Source organism: Anaerotruncus sp. G3(2012), assembly GCF_000403395.2.
In the GTDB taxonomy this organism is placed as follows: domain Bacteria; phylum Bacillota; class Clostridia; order Oscillospirales; family Ruminococcaceae; genus Anaerotruncus.
Genome location: NZ_KE159679.1, coordinates 93,263 through 111,312 on the forward strand (window position 1 = coordinate 93,263; position 18,050 = coordinate 111,312).

At 59.0% G+C, this 18,050-nt stretch carries 16 protein-coding genes; 7 read left to right on the forward strand and 9 right to left on the reverse strand.

Annotated elements, in window-relative coordinates; genetic code table 11:
- The 8 genes from C814_RS24725 to C814_RS0105780 form a co-directional block, all read right to left on the reverse strand.
- The coding region (locus tag C814_RS24725; RefSeq protein ID WP_016317395.1) for a translation initiation factor IF-2 N-terminal domain-containing protein at nt 1-490 on the reverse strand (490 nt) is incomplete at its 3' end.
- A 103-nt stretch (nt 491-593) separates the two neighbouring features.
- A complete protein-coding gene (locus tag C814_RS20625; RefSeq protein ID WP_016317396.1) occupies nt 594-902 on the reverse strand; it encodes a L7Ae/L30e/S12e/Gadd45 family ribosomal protein in 309 nt (102 codons plus the stop codon).
- A complete protein-coding gene (gene rnpM, locus C814_RS20630; RefSeq protein WP_016317397.1) occupies nt 895-1,170 on the reverse strand; it encodes an RNase P modulator RnpM in 276 nt (91 codons plus the stop codon). The genes C814_RS20625 and rnpM overlap by 8 nt, the downstream gene beginning before the upstream one ends.
- An 11-nt stretch (nt 1,171-1,181) precedes the next feature.
- Nucleotides 1,182-2,270 carry a transcription termination factor NusA gene (gene nusA / locus C814_RS20635; RefSeq protein WP_016317398.1) on the reverse strand — a complete coding sequence of 363 codons (1,089 nt, stop codon included), beginning with the start codon at nt 2,268-2,270 and terminating at the stop codon, nt 1,182-1,184.
- A 267-nt stretch (nt 2,271-2,537) separates the two neighbouring features.
- On the reverse strand, nt 2,538-3,029 hold the full coding sequence (gene rimP / locus C814_RS20640) for a ribosome maturation factor RimP (protein ID WP_022788598.1): 492 nt from the start codon (nt 3,027-3,029) through the stop codon (nt 2,538-2,540).
- A gap of 146 nt (nt 3,030-3,175) precedes the next feature.
- Nucleotides 3,176-4,843, reverse strand: a complete 1,668-nt coding sequence (locus C814_RS20645) for an AMP-binding protein (RefSeq protein WP_016317400.1) — start codon at nt 4,841-4,843, stop codon at nt 3,176-3,178.
- 12 nt (nt 4,844-4,855) lie between these two features.
- The gene (locus tag C814_RS20650) at nt 4,856-5,404 is read right to left on the reverse strand and encodes a helix-turn-helix domain-containing protein (RefSeq protein ID WP_016317401.1); all 549 of its coding nucleotides are present in this window, start codon (nt 5,402-5,404) and stop codon (nt 4,856-4,858) included.
- A gap of 104 nt (nt 5,405-5,508) precedes the next feature.
- The gene (locus tag C814_RS0105780; RefSeq protein ID WP_022788599.1) at nt 5,509-5,715 is read right to left on the reverse strand and encodes a hypothetical protein; all 207 of its coding nucleotides are present in this window, start codon (nt 5,713-5,715) and stop codon (nt 5,509-5,511) included.
- Nucleotides 5,716-5,750: 35 nt separating this feature from the next.
- Between C814_RS0105780 and C814_RS20655 the strand changes: the two genes are divergently transcribed.
- The 7 genes from C814_RS20655 (at nt 5,751) to C814_RS20685 (ending at nt 16,146) form a co-directional block, all read left to right on the forward strand.
- On the forward strand, nt 5,751-6,326 hold the full coding sequence (locus C814_RS20655; protein WP_016317402.1) for a xanthine phosphoribosyltransferase: 576 nt from the start codon (nt 5,751-5,753) through the stop codon (nt 6,324-6,326).
- 291 nt (nt 6,327-6,617) lie between these two features.
- Nucleotides 6,618-7,895, forward strand: a complete 1,278-nt coding sequence (locus C814_RS20660; protein WP_016317403.1) for a BMP family ABC transporter substrate-binding protein — start codon at nt 6,618-6,620, stop codon at nt 7,893-7,895.
- Nucleotides 7,896-8,200: 305 nt separating this feature from the next.
- On the forward strand, nt 8,201-9,724 hold the full coding sequence (locus C814_RS20665; RefSeq protein WP_016317404.1) for an ABC transporter ATP-binding protein: 1,524 nt from the start codon (nt 8,201-8,203) through the stop codon (nt 9,722-9,724).
- Nucleotides 9,721-10,818, forward strand: coding sequence for an ABC transporter permease (locus C814_RS20670; protein WP_016317405.1), 1,098 nt, complete (start codon nt 9,721-9,723; stop codon nt 10,816-10,818). Before C814_RS20665 ends, C814_RS20670 begins: the two co-directional genes overlap by 4 nt.
- Entirely contained in the window at nt 10,818-11,774 is a 957-nt protein-coding gene (locus C814_RS20675) for an ABC transporter permease (RefSeq protein ID WP_016317406.1), read from the forward strand. Before C814_RS20670 ends, C814_RS20675 begins: the two co-directional genes overlap by 1 nt.
- A 724-nt stretch (nt 11,775-12,498) precedes the next feature.
- Nucleotides 12,499-13,518 carry a hypothetical protein gene (locus C814_RS20680; protein ID WP_022788601.1) on the forward strand — a complete coding sequence of 340 codons (1,020 nt, stop codon included), beginning with the start codon at nt 12,499-12,501 and terminating at the stop codon, nt 13,516-13,518.
- Between the two features lie 63 nt (nt 13,519-13,581).
- A complete protein-coding gene (locus tag C814_RS20685; protein WP_016317408.1) occupies nt 13,582-16,146 on the forward strand; it encodes a 3'-5' exonuclease in 2,565 nt (854 codons plus the stop codon).
- A 100-nt stretch (nt 16,147-16,246) separates the two neighbouring features.
- On the opposite strand, the gene C814_RS20690 is transcribed toward C814_RS20685, so the two are convergent.
- The gene (locus C814_RS20690; RefSeq protein ID WP_016317409.1) at nt 16,247-17,866 is read right to left on the reverse strand and encodes a SulP family inorganic anion transporter; all 1,620 of its coding nucleotides are present in this window, start codon (nt 17,864-17,866) and stop codon (nt 16,247-16,249) included.
- Nucleotides 17,867-18,050: the final 184 nt, after the last annotated feature.

An 18,050-nucleotide genomic window follows, 5' to 3' on the forward strand; every position in this document is an offset into this window, starting at 1 on the left:
GGTTCTGCTGCTGCCCGCCCTGCCGGTTATCCTGCCGCTGCTGGTTCCCACGGTTCTGCTGCCCGCCCTGCTGGCGCTGTCCACCCTGCTGCTGGCCCTGCCGCTGCTGGTTCCCGCGGTTCTGCTGGCCTGCCTGCCGGTTGTCCTGCCGCTGCTGGGCTCTTGGCTGGGAAGCCTGCTGCGGCTGCGCCGGCTGTTGTTCCTTCGCCTGCTGCGGCTGCGGTTTTGGCTGCTGCGCGGCGGCGCGCGCCTCCTTCGCCTGCTGTTTTGCAGCCTGCTTTTTGGCTTCCCCCGCGGCAAAATATTCGTCAAAGTTTTCAACCTGATTCTGACTGGTGTAGTGGTGGAGCACCAGCGAAAGCTCCTTTTCGTCGAGCGCGGTCATGCTCTTGCGCTCGCCCTCAAAGTTGGCGGCAAGCAGGTCAAGGACCTCCTTGCTCTGTACCCCGAGGTCCTTCGCGACCTCATGCACCCTGTATTTTTCTATCATATATCCAATTCCTCCTCACGTTCGATGGTTTGCCGGCGTCCCGCCAAACCACCGGCTCACTGCCGCGGAATCGGAACGCACGTTTCCTCTATATCCATCGGGTCTACGCCTCGCTGCCGAGCAGCCCGCCGATCATCCCGGCAAACCCCTCATCGCAGACCGCGAGAATCCCGTATTTTTTTCCAGTAACCCGGGAAAGCTCCTCCATGGTGCAGGGGAGCCTGTGCACAGGGACCTTCCCGGCTTCGCAGACCTCCCGGACCTTCCGTTCCGAACGCCCGGAAACCCCATCCGCGACCAGCACCAGCCGGACGCCGCCCTTCTGCACCTCTTCACAGACCAAGTCCATACCCATCCGGAGCCTGCCCGCCTTGCGGCAGAGCGAAACCGCCCCCATCAGCCGGTCAGCCATCCTTCCCAGCCTCCATCTCCTGCTCAAGACGGTCGTAGACCTCCTCGGGAATCTGGCAGCCGAACGCCCGCTCGAACCGGCGTGCCTTGCGCGCTTTTTTCAGGCAGTCGGCGCTGGGGCATACATACGCGCCGCGGCCTGATTTCCTGCCGGTCAGGTCGAGCAGGATCTCACCTTCCGGGGTGCGGACCACCCGCACCAGCTCTTTCTTGGGCCTGTGCTCCGCGCATCCAGCGCACATCCGCACCGGTATCTTCTTCTGTACCATAACCCCGCCCCTTATTCGCCGTAGAACCCGGATTCGGGTTTAATGTCGATCTTCCAGCCGGTCAGCTTGGCGGCAAGACGGGCGTTCTGCCCCTTGTTGCCGATTGCAAGGGAGAGCTGGTTGTCCGGCACTGTAACCTTGCAGGACTTGGCGCCGTCCGGGTCGACCTCGACCGAGAGCACATCGGCGGGCGAAAGCGCTGCCGCGATAAACTCGGCGGGATCATTGGAATATTTCACAACATCAATCTTTTCGCCGCCCAGCTCCTCGACGATCGCCGAAACACGCTGGCCCTTCGGGCCGATGCAGGCGCCGACCGGGTCGACGTTTTCGTCGTTGCTCCAGACCGCAATCTTGGTGCGGGAACCGGCCTCGCGGGAGATCGACTTCACTTCAATGGTGCCATCAAAGATTTCGGGGACCTCCATCTCGAACAGCCGCTTGACCAGACCGGGATGGGTGCGGGAGATCATGATGCGCGGGCCTTTCTCACCGTTGACCACATCCACTACATAGACCTTGATGCGGGCATTGTCGGGGAAAACCTCGTCGGGCACCTGCTCGCTTTTGGGGAGCACCGCCTCGCTCTTTCCGATCTCAAGGGTGACGTTGCCCTTTTTCGGATCGGTCTTGATGACCGTGGCGGTCACAATATCGTGCTGACGGGAGGAATACTCGGCGAACAGCTGCCCGCGCTCGACCTCGCGTATCCCCTGCCGGATGACATGTTTGGCGGTCTGCGCCGCGATCCGCCCGAACTGGCGGGTATCGAGCGGCACCTCCACGATATCGCCGATCACCGCCGCGCTGTTGTATTTGACCGCTTCTTCCGGCAGGATTTCCTGCGCCGGGTCGAAGATGTCGTCCACGACCTCCTTGCGCATCGCCACATAGAACCGCCGGGTGACCGGATCAATCTCGACGACGCTGTCGTCTGAGGCGCCCATGTCGCGGCGGATCGCGTTGCCGATCGCGGTCGCGATCTTCTCGGCGAGCAGCGCCGCAGGGATTCCTTTCTCCTGCTCGAGCAGCGCGAGCGCCTCAAAAAATTCAGCGGTGTTGTCCTTTTCCTTCTCCTTGGACTTGGTTCTTCCAGCCATTTTCCAGACCCCTCCCAATCATTCTCACACATTAAAATCGGTTTTGCTTATCTTTAGATTTGCCGAGGGGCTTTTTTCTTGCAAAAGCCCCTCTTGCCGCCCAGCAGGCGGCAATTCACCCCAAAAGGCGCTTCTCAGGATAAGGTGTTCCGCGCTCTGCAAAGCGCGGCCAAAGGCTCTGCCTTTGGAATCCGCCACCTTTAAAAAGGTGGACAAAACTTTTCATTGCCCCTTGCCGCCTTGCTGCATGAAAAACAGAACAGGCTTTCAAAGCGCCTGGTCGTAAAGCCGTACAAACGCGGTCTCGTCCAGCATGAAATCCATCTCCAGGTCCTCATCAAGCTCGATCGTAATGATCCCGCTCAGACCGTCATAGCCGATCAGCTCGCCCACGAACTCACGGACCCCGTCCACCGGCCGGATCAGGCGGACCAGCACATCACATCCCATATACTTTTTAAAGTGCCAGCTCTTGGACAGCCTGCGCTCCACTCCGGGCGACCCGACCTCCAGGCAGTAGCTCTGTTCGATCGGGTCGGCGGCGTCGAGCAGATCGCTGACCGCGCGGGAAAACGCCTCGCAGGTATCGAGGTCGATCCCATCGGGGTCCTTGTCGATGTAGTAGCGCAGATACCATCCCGCGCCCTCCTTCTCAAACACCACATCCCAGAAATAGATTCCCATCTGTTCCGCCACCGGTGCGGCGAGCGCCTCGCAGACTGCTGCGGTGTTCTGTTTTTTTCCTTTCGGCTGGGCCAACCCAATCCCCCCATACATAAACGAAAGAGTGAGGCGTTCCCCACTCTTTCACGTCATTGTCTATTCTTACTATTAGCCATTTTACCACAGGTTTGCATCTAATGCAAGGGTTTATCCGGAAAAATCCGCGTCAATTTCCAGGCATTTCAGCTTTTCTGGTCCTCCAGACGGATCTGCTTCCGCTTGATCTTTCCCGAAAGGGTTTTGGGCAGCTCGTCCACAAACTCGACGATCCGCGGATATTTATATGGTGCAGTCTCCTTCTTGACATGGTTTTGCAGCTCCTTTTTGAGCGCATCGGACGCCTGGTACCCCCGCGCCAGCACAACCGTTGCCTTGACCACCTGTCCGCGCACCGGATCGGGCGCAGCGGTGACCGCGCATTCGAGCACAGACGGGTGGGTCAGCAGTGCGCTCTCGACCTCGAACGGCCCGATCCGGTAGCCGGAGCATTTGATCACGTCGTCGTTGCGGCCCACAAACCAGATATAGCCTTCGCTGTCGCGCCAGGCGGTGTCGCCGGTCGAATACATATTGTTGTAAAATGCGGCGGCATTGGCGTCCGGGTCGCCGCGGTATTCGACCAACAGGCCTGCCGGACGGTATTTGTCGAGATTTTTGACCACGATGGTACCCACGATACCGTCTTCACAGGGATTCCCGTCCTCGTCTACGATGTCGAGGTCGTAGAGCGGGGAGAACTTGCCGGTGGAACCGGGCTTGGGCGGGAACCATGGGAAATTCGCGATGATGACGGTGGTTTCCGACTGTCCAAACCCTTCGGCCAGTTCCAGGCCGGTGGCCTTTTTGAACTGGTTAAACACCTCGGGGTTGAGCGGCTCGCCCGCGATGGTGCACCGCTTGAGGGAGGAGAGGTCATATTTAGACAGGTCCTCCTTGATAAGGAACCGGTAAACGGTGGGCGGTGCGCAGAAGGTGGTCGGGCGCAGCCGCTCAAGGGTGGTGAGCAGATGGTGCGGGTCGAACCGCCCTTCCACATCATAGGCCACGATCACCGCCCCGCAGATCCACTGCCCGTAGATTTTCCCCCAGCCGAACTTGGCCCAGCCGGAGTCCGCCTGCACAAAATGCAGGCCGCCATCCTGCACCTGATGCCAATAATGTGCGGTGGTGATATGCCCGAGCGGGTAGGTAAAGTTGTGGACGATCAGTTTGGGCATCCCGGTGGTGCCCGAGGTGAAATAGCCGAGCATCAGGTCATCGTTGCGGGTGGCCTGTTCACCGGCCGGGCGCGGGAATGAGAACCCGAACTTTGCGGCCTCCCGCCGGAAATCGAGGAACCCGTCCGGGATCTCCCCGCCGACCACCGCGACATGCGCCAGCGTCGGGCACTGGGAGCGCACCTGCTGGATGTTGTAAAGCAGCTCGGGCTCGTCGACACAGGTAATCATCCGGATGCCCGCCTTGTTGCAGCGGTATTCGATGTCGTGGGGCATGAGCTGGTAGGTCGCCGGGATCACGACCGCGCCGAGCCTGTGCAGCGCAAGCATACAGACCCAGGCTTCGACCCGCTGCTTGAGCACCAACATCACGAAATCGCCCTTTTGGATGCCGAGCGACTGGTAAAAGCAGGCCGCTTGGCTGGAGAGCCGGGAGAGGTCTCCAAACGAAAGCCGCTTTTCGTGGTGTCCGCCGTCCACCCAGACGAGCGCAGGTTTATCCGGGTCCTGCTCCGCCCAACCGTCGATCACATCATAGGCGAAGTTGAACCCCTCCGGGATATTCAGCCGGTAGTTTTCCTTGAAATCTTCATAGGAGTCGAACTCCATCCGGGGAAGAAATTTTTCCACCATTGCCGCCACCCCCTATTCGTTGATGATCGTGAGGAACCGCACCGGCCCGCCGACCGCGCGCTGTCCATGCGGGGTCATTGGATTGAAAAATGCGCTGTCCCCCGCTTGGAGCAGGAATTCCCGTCCACCGATCACAAGCTGGACCGTTCCCTCGATCACATAGTTGAACTCCTGCCCGCCGTGTACCACCAGCTCGGGACCTTTTTCCATCGGCTCAAGGTCGACGATCATCGGATCGAACATCCGCCCGATATAGTTGAACGCAAGCGAGCTGAATTTATAGCCGTCGTACCGCTCGACCGATACCCCTTTGCCGCCCCGGACGATCGTGTAATCGCTCATCCGCGGCGCATCGCCGGTCAGCAGGACGGTCGGGTCTACCCCCAGCGCCTCCGCCACCCCGTAGATCACCCCGATCGGGATGTCTGCTTCCGCGTTTTCATAGCTCTGGTAGACCTCCGGAGAAACGTTCACCTTTCCAGCAAGCTCCTCCGCATCCACCTCCAGAATCTCCCGCAGTTCCCGGATACGTCCGGCAATCTGCCTGATCTGATCGTTCATACAGCTCTCCTCCGTTTCGTTTTGAACACCTTATTCTATTGCGAATATTTCAGCCTTTATTTTACACGCCGCACAGCCGGTTGGCAAGGGGCAGAATCCCCTTTTTACCCGGCAAATCCGCTGGTTTCCGATGGGAAATGGGGGAAGATGGCGGCTTCATATGCGTTATTGATAAAACCAAGGGTAATTTTACTGTTTATTTCTTGCAATTTGACCTGTTGAACAAATTGTGAAGATACGATAAACTGGAAGTATCCCATTTGTAAAAAAACGTCGGTAGTTGTAGGAAGCTGTTGTTTTGCGTCACTCAAACGAATAGCTTCCCATTTTCTTTTGGAGGGTTGGCATGGAGCTTTTAAAACAGCGGATCCGCAAAGACGGGCTTGTGAAGGCGGGCAATGTCCTCAAGGTGGACAGCTTTCTGAACCATCAGATGGACGTCCGTCTGTTTGCCGAGATCGGAAAGGAATTCAAGCGCCGGTTTGCCGGCTGCGGCGTCAACAAAATACTGACCATCGAAGCGTCCGGCATTGGGATCGCCTGCATTGCAGCGCAGTATTTCGATGTGCCGGTCGTTTTTGCAAAGAAGAGCCAGAGCAAGAATATTGATGGAGAGGTGTTCACCTCCCGGGTCGAGAGTTTCACACACGGCCGGGTGTATGACATCCTTGTCTCGAAAAAGTTCCTCGGCCCGCAGGACCGGGTGCTGATTATCGACGATTTCCTCGCCAAGGGCAGCGCGCTCCAGGGGCTGTGCAAGCTGGTGGAGGATTCGGGCGCCGAACTGGTGGGCGCGGGGATTGTGATCGAGAAGGGGTTCCAGGACGGCGGCAGGCTGATCCGCGGGAGCGGCGTGCGGGTGGAATCGCTTGCCATCATCGACCGGATGGACGACCAAACCGGCGAGCTGTTTTTCCACTGAAGCAACGGACGAAACATCCGGTCCGGCGGCTAAGACAGCCGCTTTGAATGGTTTGTACCCGGCAATTCGGCCGGTTGCAATAGAGAACCCGTATTCACAACCATTTGACACCGTCTGAGCGGGTCTTTTGCCGGCCTGCCGCGTTGAAAAACCTTGCAATACACAAAGTATTGTCTGCGTTTTTTCGCCTCGCAGGGCAGCAAAATCCCTCGCCCATCCGGCATCCCCTGATTATGAATACAGGTTCCAGAGTTTTAGGAAGATTGACTGAAAACAGGAGGAAAAAACGAAATGAATCAGATGAAACGGATTTTGGCGTCCCTGCTGGCAGTTTCGATGCTGGCATTTGCGTCGGGCTGCGGCGGCAGCTCGAGCGCTCCGGCCAGCTCGGCACCTGCCAGCTCAGCTCCCGCCAGTTCGGAGGCGCCCGCCCAGTCTCAGAGTGCGGAGTCCACGCCTGCCCCGTCCGAGGTAGCGTCCGCAACTCCCGAGCGCTCGGAGGGTTCCGCATGGTTCGGCGCAAGCAGCGATCCGCTCCCGGCGATCGCGGTTGAGGACCTCAAGGTTGGCGTAATCCACATCACCGACCCGGCGGAGGGCTCGGGCTACACCTACACCCACGATCAGGGGATCGTCGGGATGCAGGAAAACATCGGCCTCAAGCCGGAGCAGATCATCCGCAAGAACAATGTCAACGACCAGGATGCCAGCGCGATCGAAACCGCGATCCTCGAGTGCATCGAGGAAGGCTGCCAGGTCATCTTTGCGACCAGCTGGGGCTATATGGACACCTGCGAGGCGATCGCGGAGGAGTACCCGGAGGTCATCCTCTCTCACGGCACCGGCTATAAGAGCAACGGCGCAAACTTCAATAACTATTTTGGCCGGATCTACCAGGCACGTTACCTGACCGGTATCGCCGCCGGCCTCAAGACCAAGACCAACAAGATCGGTTACGTTGCCGCGCAGAACAGCGAGAACTCGGAGGTCACCGGCGGCTGTGACGCGTTCGCAATGGGCGTCTACTCGGTCAACCCGGACGCAGAGGTCTATGTCAAGGTCACCGGCAGCTGGTTTGACCCCGAGGGTGAAAAACAGGCTGCGGAAGCGCTGATCGCCGAGGGCTGCGACGTAATCGGCCAGCACTGCGACACCCCCAATCCCCAGCTTGCCGCGGAGGAGAAGGGCGTCTGGGGCGTTGGCTACAACTCGGATATGTCCAAGGATGCGCCGAAAGCGGTCCTGACCTCGACTGTTTGGGATTGGTCTGCTTACTACACCGCAGCTGTCCAGCGGGTGATCGCGGGCGAGTGGAACGGCCAGAACTATTTCGGCGGTATGGCTGACGGGCTGGTCGCATATTCCCCGCTCTCCGACCTCTGTGAAGAGGGCACCGCGGAGGCGATTGACGCTGTTCAGCAGAAGATCATGAGCGGCGAGTGGGATGTGTTCACCGGCCCGATCGAGGACAACCAGGGCAACGTGGTCTGCGCTGAGGGCGAGAAACTGGACGACGCCACCATCACCGGCGGCATCAACTGGTATTTCAAAAACGTTACCGTAAAATAAGAATCTATGAAAAGGGCGGCCTCGTTCGGCAGGCCGCCCTTTTTCAGAAAGACCAGCTTCAAAATCCCTGTCCTTTTTTCAAAAGGACAGAACCAAAAGTTTCGCCCGCCTTTGAAAAGGCGGAGCCTTTTGCCGCGCCCCGCAGGGGGCGGAATCTTTGATCCCACGAAGCGGCAGGAGGGGGCGTCCCGGCTGCTGTCCCCCCCGGGACAGGTGCCCCGCACACTGGGCAAGACACACGGGTTGCCCGGTGTGGAGGACACAGGAAAGCAAAACAGATAGAGACAAAAGTTTTGGGAGGTATTATGGCCGCAACTACGGAATATGCAATCGAATGCCGGAAGATCACCAAACGGTTTGGAAGCGTTGTCGCAAACGACCAGATCGACCTGGACGTCCGGTACGGCGAGATCCTCGCCCTGCTCGGGGAGAACGGCTCGGGCAAAACCACCCTGATGAACATGCTCTCGGGCATCTACCACCCCGATTCGGGGTCGATCTCGATCGGCGGGCAGGAGGTCACGATCAACTCCCCGCTCGACGCGATGCGGCTGGGCATCGGGATGATCCACCAGCACTTCAAGCTGGTAGATGTTTTTTCCGCGATGGATAACATTGTCCTCGGTTCACAGGAAAAGCGCCTGAGTCCGAAAGCCCTGCGGGAGCGGGTGCTTGGGATCTGCCAGTCGGTCGGGCTGGAGATCGACCCGGACAAGAAAATTTACGATATGTCGGTAAGTGAGAAGCAGACGGTGGAAATCCTCAAGGTGCTCTACCGCAGCGCCCGGATTTTGATTCTCGACGAGCCGACCGCTGTGCTTACCCCGCAGGAGACCGAAAAACTGTTCGCGATCCTGCGCCGGATGCGGGAGCAGGGATGCGCCATCATCATCATTACCCATAAATTGCAGGAGGTGCTCGAGCTGAGCGACCGGGTCACCATCCTCTGGAAAGGGCGGAGCATCGACACGGTGGCCACCGCCGAATCGGACCAGAGGAAGCTCACCGAACTGATGGTCGGTCGGCCGGTCAGCTTGCGGATCAACCGTCCCGAGCCGGAAAACGTCTCGACGGTCATGCGGATCGAATCGCTCTTTGTCAACAAGCCGGACGGCGCGCCCGCGCTGGGCGGGATTTCCGCCGAGGTGCGCACCGGGGAAATCCTTGGGGTCGCCGGTGTTGCCGGAAGCGGGCAGAAGGAGCTGTGTGAGGCAATCGCAGGGCTGGTGCCGGTGCAGAGCGGCCAGATCCTGTTCAACGGGGAAAATATCGTCGGCAAGACCCCGGCCCAGATCATCGACCTCGGTATCCATATGGGGTTTGTCCCGGAGGACCGGCTCGGCATGGGGCTGGTCGCCTCGATGGGGATGGTTGATAACATGCTGCTCAAATCCTACCGTACCTCAAAAGGGGTCTGCATCGACCGCAAACCCGCCCGCGCGCTCGCCGAATCGCTGGTGCAAAAGCTCGAGATCGTCACCCCCGGCGTGGATACCCCGGTGCGGCTGATGTCGGGCGGCAATGTCCAGAAGGTGCTGCTCGGCCGGGAGATCGAGTCCAATCCGAGTGTGCTGGTCACCGCCTACCCGGTGCGCGGGCTGGACATCAACTCGTCCTATGTGGTTTACGACCTGCTCAATGAGCAGAAAAAACGCGGGGTCGCGGTGGTGTTTGTCGGGGAGGACCTCGACGTGCTGCTCGAACTGAGCGACCGGATTCTCGTGCTCTGCCACGGGCGGATTACCGGCGTGGTGGATGCGCGCACCGCAACCAAGGAACAGATCGGCCTGCTGATGACAGGCGCTGACTCTCAGGAGGTGGCTTCATGAGCACGCAAACCGGATATATGAGCAGGGAACCGCTGCTGCGGGTGGTCAAGCGGGCGGAAAAGCCCACCCGCCAGATCATGCTGCTGCGCGCGGAGGCGCTCGTTTTCGCGCTGGTTGCGGGCGGTGTGTTCATCCTGCTGATCGGGTACAACCCGTTTGAAATCTACGGGACCATCCTTTCGGGCGCGTTCCGCAGCAAGATGGCGATACAGGCGACGGTCAAGGTCATGATCCCGCTGCTGATCTCCTCGCTTGGGGTCACCCTCGCCTTCAAGATGAAATTCTGGAACATCGGCGCAGAGGGGCAGATTATCGCTGGCGCGATCTGCGCTTCCTATTTCGCGCTCTACCACAGTTCGTGGAACCACGTCCTGCTTGTCACAGTCATGTTTCTTGCCGGAATTGTCGGCGGCGGGCTGTGGGGCCTGATCCCCGCCCTGTTCCGGGTGAAATGGGGCACCAACGAAACCCTCTTCACCCTGATGCTCAACTACATTGCCCTGCATGTGGTCAACTTCCTGCGGGACGGCCCGTGGAAAGACCCCGGCTCGCAGGGGTTCCCAAAGATCGCCCGGTTTGACAAGAACGCCGCGCTGGATAAGCTGTTGGGCGTACAGATTGGCTGGGTGGTCGCGCTGGCGCTGGCCGCGCTGGTACTCTTCTACCTGCGCAGCACCAAACACGGCTATGAGATCAGCGTAGTGGGCGAAAGCAGCGACACCGCGCGCTATGCGGGCATGGATGTCAAAAAGATCGTGCTGCGCACCATGTTCCTCTCGGGCGCGGTCTGCGGGATCGCCGGCATGGTGCAGGCGACCGGCTCGGACATCACCCTGACCAATGCGGTTGCCGGCGGCGTGGGGTTCACCGCAATCATCGTTGCATGGCTCTCCCGGCTCAATCCGGTCACCATCGTGATCGTCTCGTTCCTCTTCTCGGTGCTCGAGAAGGGAAGCAGCGTTGTGCAGTCCAGCTTCGGGCTTTCGACCGACTGTGCGGACGTCCTCCAGGCGGTCATCCTGTTCTTTGTGCTCGGCTGCGAATTTTTCATCCGCTATGGATTTGTCGTCCGCAAGAAAGGAGGCGCTGCATAATGGATCTGTTCATCAAATTCCTGGTCGCCGCTGTCGGCGCGGGCACCCCGCTGCTCTTTGGTACGGTGGGCGAGATCATCAGCGAAAAGGTGGGGCACCTCAACCTCGGCGTCGAGGGGATGATGTCGATCGGCGCCTGTGCGGGCTTTATGGTTGGCTATTTTACCGACAGTTTCCTGCTTGCACTGGTGGCTGCATTCGTCGCCGCTGCGCTCTCTGCCTTGATCTATGCGTTCCTGACCGTCACGCTGATGGCAAACCAGAACGTCACCGGTCTGACCCTCACCATCTTCGGGATCGGGCTTTCCAACTTCATCGGCGTTTATATGCTCGAACGCTCCCCAAACGGCACCCTCAAGCTGCCCGAGCGGATCACCGCGAGTATGCGCAGTATCCATATCCCCGTCCTGAGCGACCTGCCGGTGGTCGGGGAACTGCTCTTCTCCTATACCCCGTTCGTTTATCTCGGGGTAGCGGTCGCGCTCCTGATGGGCTTCTACCTCTTCCGCACCAAAACCGGCCTGAACGTGCAGGCAATCGGCGAAAATCCCGCGGCGGCGGATGCGGCAGGCATCGAGGTCAGCCGGTGGAAGTACATCAATATTGTGCTCGGCGGCGGCATCTGCGGAATCGGCGGCGCTTACTGTTCCATGATTATCAACGGCGGCGTCTGGATCAGCGACAATGTCGGCGGGCTGGGCTGGATTTCGGTCGCGCTCGTCATCTTTGCCGCCTGGAAGCCGCAGATGGCGATTCTCGGGTCGTTCGTATTCGGCGCGCTGCGCATCCTGAAATATTACATGCCCAAGAGTGTCATCGACCTGCCGGTCGCGTTTTATGACATGCTCCCGTTCCTGATTACCGCGCTCGTGCTGATCCTCAGCTCGGTGCACGCATCAAGAGGGGTCAACATCCCTGCAAATCTGGGCAACAACTATTTCCGTGAAGAACGCTGATATTGCTTCTCAAAAGCGGGTATTCAGAAGAGGGGGCTTTTTGCAAGTGAAAAGCCCCCTCTTTGCTTCGGCTTCGAATCAGAGCCAATTCACCCTCAAAATGTGCTTCCCAGGATGGGGTATTCCGCCGCGTACGCGCGGCGGCGGGGGCGCTGCCCCTCGACCCCGCAATTTTTTAAAAAAAATTGAGTAAAACTTTAAATTGTGAAGAGAAGAAATCCGCCCAGCTTACCGGAGGCTGAAAGCCCGAAAAGCCCCGAGGAGGGCGCCTTGCGCCTGTCAGTTTGGTCTGGAACCAAACTCACGCTGTCTCACTGCCCCTCGACCCCGCAATTTTTTGACTGCCGCCGCAGCGGCGTACATAGGTCAACCGGCGCGAAGCGCCAGCTCCTAGGCCGGAGCAAAAAATCGCGTAAAACTTAGAACCTGTATTCATAATCAGAGGATGCCGGATGGGCGAGGGATTTTGCTGCCCTGCAAGGCGAAAAAACGCAGACAATCCTTTGTGTATTGCAAGATTTTTCAACGCGGCAGGCCGGCAAAAGACCCGCTCAGACGGTGTCGAATGGTTGTGAATACGGGTTCTTAAATGCAAAAAAAGTTTTAGAAAAGAGGAGACTCCATGTCGTGCCGAATTCCAGCTCTGTTTCTTGCTTTCCTCCTGATTTTTATGCTAACCGCCTGCATTAGCAGGACGAGCGGTTTGAACGCTTCATCAAGGGGAATGTCCTCTATTTCTCCTGAAAGCGCAGGGGATTCCAGGTCTGCTCTGGAAGCATCGGAATCTATCCCTAATGACGGGGATTCCTCCTCTCAAGCCTCTGCCAGGAATCCCACGAAGATCGTCTATCCGCAGCTGGCAGACGAGCGCCTCACCTCCTCGGCGCTGTACCAGAGGGCGTTGGGGCAGCCCTCGGTGATTATCTATCAGGACGAAGTGCTCACCGATCCCCAGCCTGTGTGGGATTTTATGGAATCCGTGGACGAGGGAATGGATTGCGGCCTTTATATCTACACGTTCCGGTTGGACCACAACGGCGAGCCAGACTGCTACCTTGCCCACTTTATTTCCACAGAAAGCGCCATCACTTATAGCGGCGCTTATGAAAACAACTGGGACGCGCTCACGGAAAGCGGCTGTTCCAAGGTTACTTCTATCTCTTTCAATGAATACGGGTTCCTGGTTTATGAGATGGAATCCAGCAGTGAAGCTTCCGGAATCCAGGTGGTCAACAACCGCGCTCTTTACAACAATGCAGAAGAACGCCAGAAGATGTATGACACCTATCTTGTTCCTATTTATTATACCGCACTGGGAAACCGTGTTTGGGCATCTCCTGAAGAACTGGCCAGCTGGATCTGGCTTTTTGAGGAGCTTTATAACTATGAAAATGACGATACGCCATGGGACCGTTTCGGCAGCAACTGGCCGGTAGAGACTATGGTAAAGACGCTTTCCCGCTATTTCGAGGGCGTCACAGCCGACATGGTGATCAGCGAGCCGAAATATGCCGATGCCTACGACCCCGAGACCAATACAATCTTTTATGAGGGTGGCCGGGGCGGCGGGCCGCTCTGCCTCCGCGTTACCAGCTGGATGCAGGAGGGGGATCGGCTCGTGATCGACTATGAAGGCTACGAATATTACTCTGGGGTCCCGTGGGAAGATGGCTTCTACACCCTCACTGTCAAGACCATGGAGGACGGCAGTTTTCGCTACCTTTCCAATCTGCCCCGAAACTGACCAGCCAAGATCAAATAAAAAACGGCCCTGCCCATTTCTGTCAAAAGCCAAGGAGGTTCCGCCATGCCAACCACCATCGCCCTCAACAAACAACAGCAGCTCGCTGTGGAAAACCTGTCTGACCACCTCCTGCTTCTGGCGGGGGCCGGTACCGGCAAGACCAATACCCTGGCGCATCGGGTCGCAAACCTGCTGGTCTCGGGGGCGGCCGAACCGGCGGAAATCCTCTGCCTGACCTTCACCAACCGCGCCTGCAAGGAGATGACCGAGCGGATCGCCCAGATTGCCGGGGAACCGGCGGAAGAGGTCACCGTACGGACGATCCACAGTTTTTGTGCGTGGCTGCTGCGCAGTATGCCCCAGCGCCTCACCGACATCGGGCGGGATTTCGCAATCTGCGACCAGGCGGACTGTCAGGAAGCGATCCGCGAAGTGGTATTCGAAGTGGTCGGGCGGCAGATTGCAGACCATCCGGTGCAGATTTTGCAGCGGTTCATCGGGCTGGTCAAGGACTGCCAGCTCGCCGACCCGTCACTCAGCTCCGTCGACGCTGCGGCATGGCTGTTTTCCCACCGCCCCGAGGCAGTCGAACAGATCTGTGTGGACCCCCGCCGGCAGCCCGACCCCAAATTCCAGCGGTTCCTCGCCCGGTATGGCGGGTCGATCGTGCGGCTGTACAACCGCAAGCTGACCGCGAGCAACCTGCTCGATTTTTCCGACCTGCTGCTTCGTGCGGACGCTCTGCTCGCCGATCCGGAAACCGCAGCCCTCTGGCGGGACCGATACCGGTACATCCACGTCGACGAGGTGCAGGATGTCAGCCTTGCGGAATACGGGCTGCTCTCCCGGCTGTTCGGACGGGCGAATATCCTCTTCTGCGGTGATTTCAACCAGACCATCTACCAATGGCGCGGCTCGGACCCGGAGCGCCTGCTCGCCCGGTTCCGCGCTGACTGCCATCCGGTCGAGATCACGTTTACCCACAACTACCGGAGCAGCGGCCAGCTCCTTTCCGCCGCGCAGAATTTTCTTGCGCGCGCAATGGGACGCGGGCATCCGGACGGGTTTGAACCGCAGTCCCCCGCGTGTACCGACCTGGTGTTCCGCCAGTTTGACACGATCCCCGAGGAGGTCGACTGGGTTTACCGGGAGATTGCGCAGCTCCCGGTGGACGATTATTCCCGCGTCGCGATCATCACCCGCTCGAACAAGGCGTGCGCAGATGTCTGCAATCTGCTGAAAACCAGCCGCCTGCACGCGGAAAAACCGATCCGGTTTATGCTCGCCGACGAGTTCCGGCTGTTCAAGACCGCCGAAGTCAAAGACCTGCTCGCCTGCATCAGCCTGTTTGCCAATCCCCAGGATGCGGAAAGCCTCAAGCGGGTGGCAATGCGGCTGGTCCACGGGATCGGGCCTGCGACCGTCGAAGGGATCGTTTCCGGATACCGGGATGGGATGGGCGTCGCCCTGACCGATTTCACCGACCCGCGCACCCACCTGCACCAGGATTTTTTTGCGCCGCTCCTACAGGCGCTCGAAGCCGGACGGGTGGTGGTGTTCGACGTGGAGTCGACCGGAACCGACGTCTTTCAGGATGAGATCATCCAGATGGCGGGAATTCGGCTCGCCCCGGACGGTTCGGTTGCCGAGCGGTTTGAACGGTTCCTGCGCGCGGGAAAGCCGGTTGGCGATTCGGAGAAGGTACACGGCTTTTCGGACGCCTGGCTCGCCACACATGGGGAGCCGCCTGCCGATGCGCTCCATGCGTTTCTGGATTTTGCCGAGGGATGCGTGATCGTCGGGCATAATGTCGGGTTTGACATGGCGATCACAGCCCGGAACCTGCTCCGTCAGGGCATCCAACGGCCGTTTGACCATCCGTTTTACGATACCCTTGACCTCAGCCGCCGGTTCCTGAAAGACCTGGATAACCACAAGCTGGGGACCGTCTCCGCTGCGCTGCATACGGCGCATACCCCGTCCCACGACGCGATGGACGACATCCTCGCCACAGCGGACGTATTGGTCGCGCTGGTCGGGTCCCACCTGCGCCCGCAGACCCTCGCGCGGCAGGGATTTTATCTGCGGTATCTTTCCAGATTTGAGCCGCTCGCCCATCAGCTTGACCTGCTGCGCCCCATTGCACAGCAGGGGGCGTCCCCTCTGATCTCCGCCCTGCTCGATGCGTTCGGCTTCGAAAAGCGGTATGAGCAGCAGCCGGAAAAGTTCGCCAATCTGGTGCTGTTCCAGGACTTCGCGGACGAGCTTTGCGATCCTGCCCAGCCAGCCGCCCAGCAGCTCTCCGAACTGCTCGAGCTGACCGCACTTTCCGCGAGCGAGCTGGAGAAACTCAGCAAAAAGGCCAACAAGGTCTCGGTGATTACCGCACATCAGGCGAAGGGCTGCGAGTTTGACTATGTGTTCCTGCCGATCCTTCAGGACGGTGTGTTTCCCAGCTTTCAGGCGGTCAAAAATGGGGTGCTGGAGGAGGAAAAGCGGGTATTCTATGTCTCGGTCACCCGCGCGAAACAGAAACTGTTCCTCTCCTGCGCGCGATACGGGCTGAACCAGTATAAAAATGCCCCGTCCCGGTTTCTGGAACCGCTTGGATTCCGGATAGAACCATAAAACCGCACAGAAAAGGGAGCTTTTTCAGCCGAAAAAGCTCCCTTTAACACTATTTCATGTTCGCATATACGCCAAAAGGCCGGCTCCGTTGGGCAGGGATTCAAAGCATGGTCTTGAGCACCCGGTCGACGCTGAAATAAAATGCGTCCTCTCCGGCGATCTCGACCAGGCCCGCCCGCTCAAAATTCCGGCGTACCGTCGGCTGGAGCGACGAAAAGAGCACCCGCTTGCCTTTGCCGGTCGCTTCCCGATAATAGTCAATCAGCATCTGGGTGGTGGTGATATCCGCCGAGGGCACCCCACGCATCGAAAAAATAATCAGTTCTTTCTCTGCAAGCTCCTCGAGTTTCTGCTCGATCACATCCGCAGTCATGAAGAACATCGGGCCGGTGATATAGACAACCGCCCAGTTGTTTCCGCGTCCGTCCCCGCTGTCCAGGCCGAGCCGGGTGAGGTCCACGTCTTCCACCGCCACCTCAAGCGAACAGCTCCGGCTGATAAACACGAGCAGCCCTGCCGCAATCCCGATTACAATCGCCATTGTGAGATCGAGCAGAACGGTTGCGACCATCGTCACAAAAAACTGGAGCATCGCGCCCTTGAACCGGTGGGAGAAGATATACCGGATCGCATGCCATTCGTTCATCCGCCATGCGGTCACCATCAGGACGCCAGCCAGCGCGGAAAGCGGAATCCGGGACATGACCGGGCCGAGCGCAAACATTGCGAGCAGCAGCCCGACCGCATGGAAGATGCTGGTCAGACGGGTTTTCGCACCCGATTTGATCGCCACACTGGTCCGGGCGATTGCGGCGGTCGCCGGGATGCCGCCGAAAAATGGGACGAGCATATTCCCGATCCCCTGCGCGATCAGCTCCTGGTTGCTGTTCAGCCGTACGCCGGTCATCCTTCCTGCCGACGCACCGCAGAGCAGGCTTTCGATCATCCCCAGCAGGGCGATGCTGATCGCCGGGCCGAGCAGGCCGTTGATCCGCTCAAGCGAGATCGACGAGAGGCTGAGCCGGTTCTCCGGAAAGAGGGTTTTGGGAATCTCGCCCACAGACGGAACGTCAAGCCCCAGCAGGATCGCAAAGGCTGTGGCAAGGACGATGCCGATCAGCGAGGCCGGCACCATGCTGTTCCATTTTTTCGGGAAAACCAGCATAAACACCACCACGAAAAGCCCGATGCCCACTGCGGTCCAGTTGGGGGAAAATCCAAGGGTTCGGTAGCTCAGCAGCTTCGCGACCGCCGAGTCCCCCTGCGAAGTCACGCCGAAAAAGTTGTCCACCTGCCCCAGCGCAATGATGACCGCGATCCCCGACGTGAATCCGGTGATGACCGGCGCGGGAATAAAGGTGGTCAGGCGCCCCAGCCGCAGGAGCCCCGCAAGCAGCAGCAGGATACCCGCCATCAGTGTGGCGAGGAACACCCCCTGCATCTGGTAGTTTGCCACAACCGACATCAGGATCGCAGCCATTGCGCCGGTTGGCCCGGAAATCTGATAGAATGCGCCCCCCAACAGGCTGATGCAGACCCCCGCAACGATCGCCGTGATCAGCCCGGAGGCGGCATCCGCGCCGCTTGAGACGCCAAACGCCAGCGCGAGCGGCAGGGCCACCGCTGCCACCGTCAGGCCCGCAAGCAGGTCTTTGAGCAGTGTCGAAAGGTTGTACCCCCGGAACTCCTTTTTCAGGTCGTTTAGATAACGTGCAAACATCTTGTTGTTTCTCCCTCCGTGTTTCCTCAAGAGCAATCTGTCCCCTGCTACTGTCTAAGGCTGTGCCAGATTCCCGTCCTGAAGAAGGGGGCTTTTTCCAGGAAAAAGCCCCCTCTGATCTCTGATGAACAGCCAAAACGCTGAACGCAAATACCTGCTTTCAGCGGCGGACTATGTAATTGCA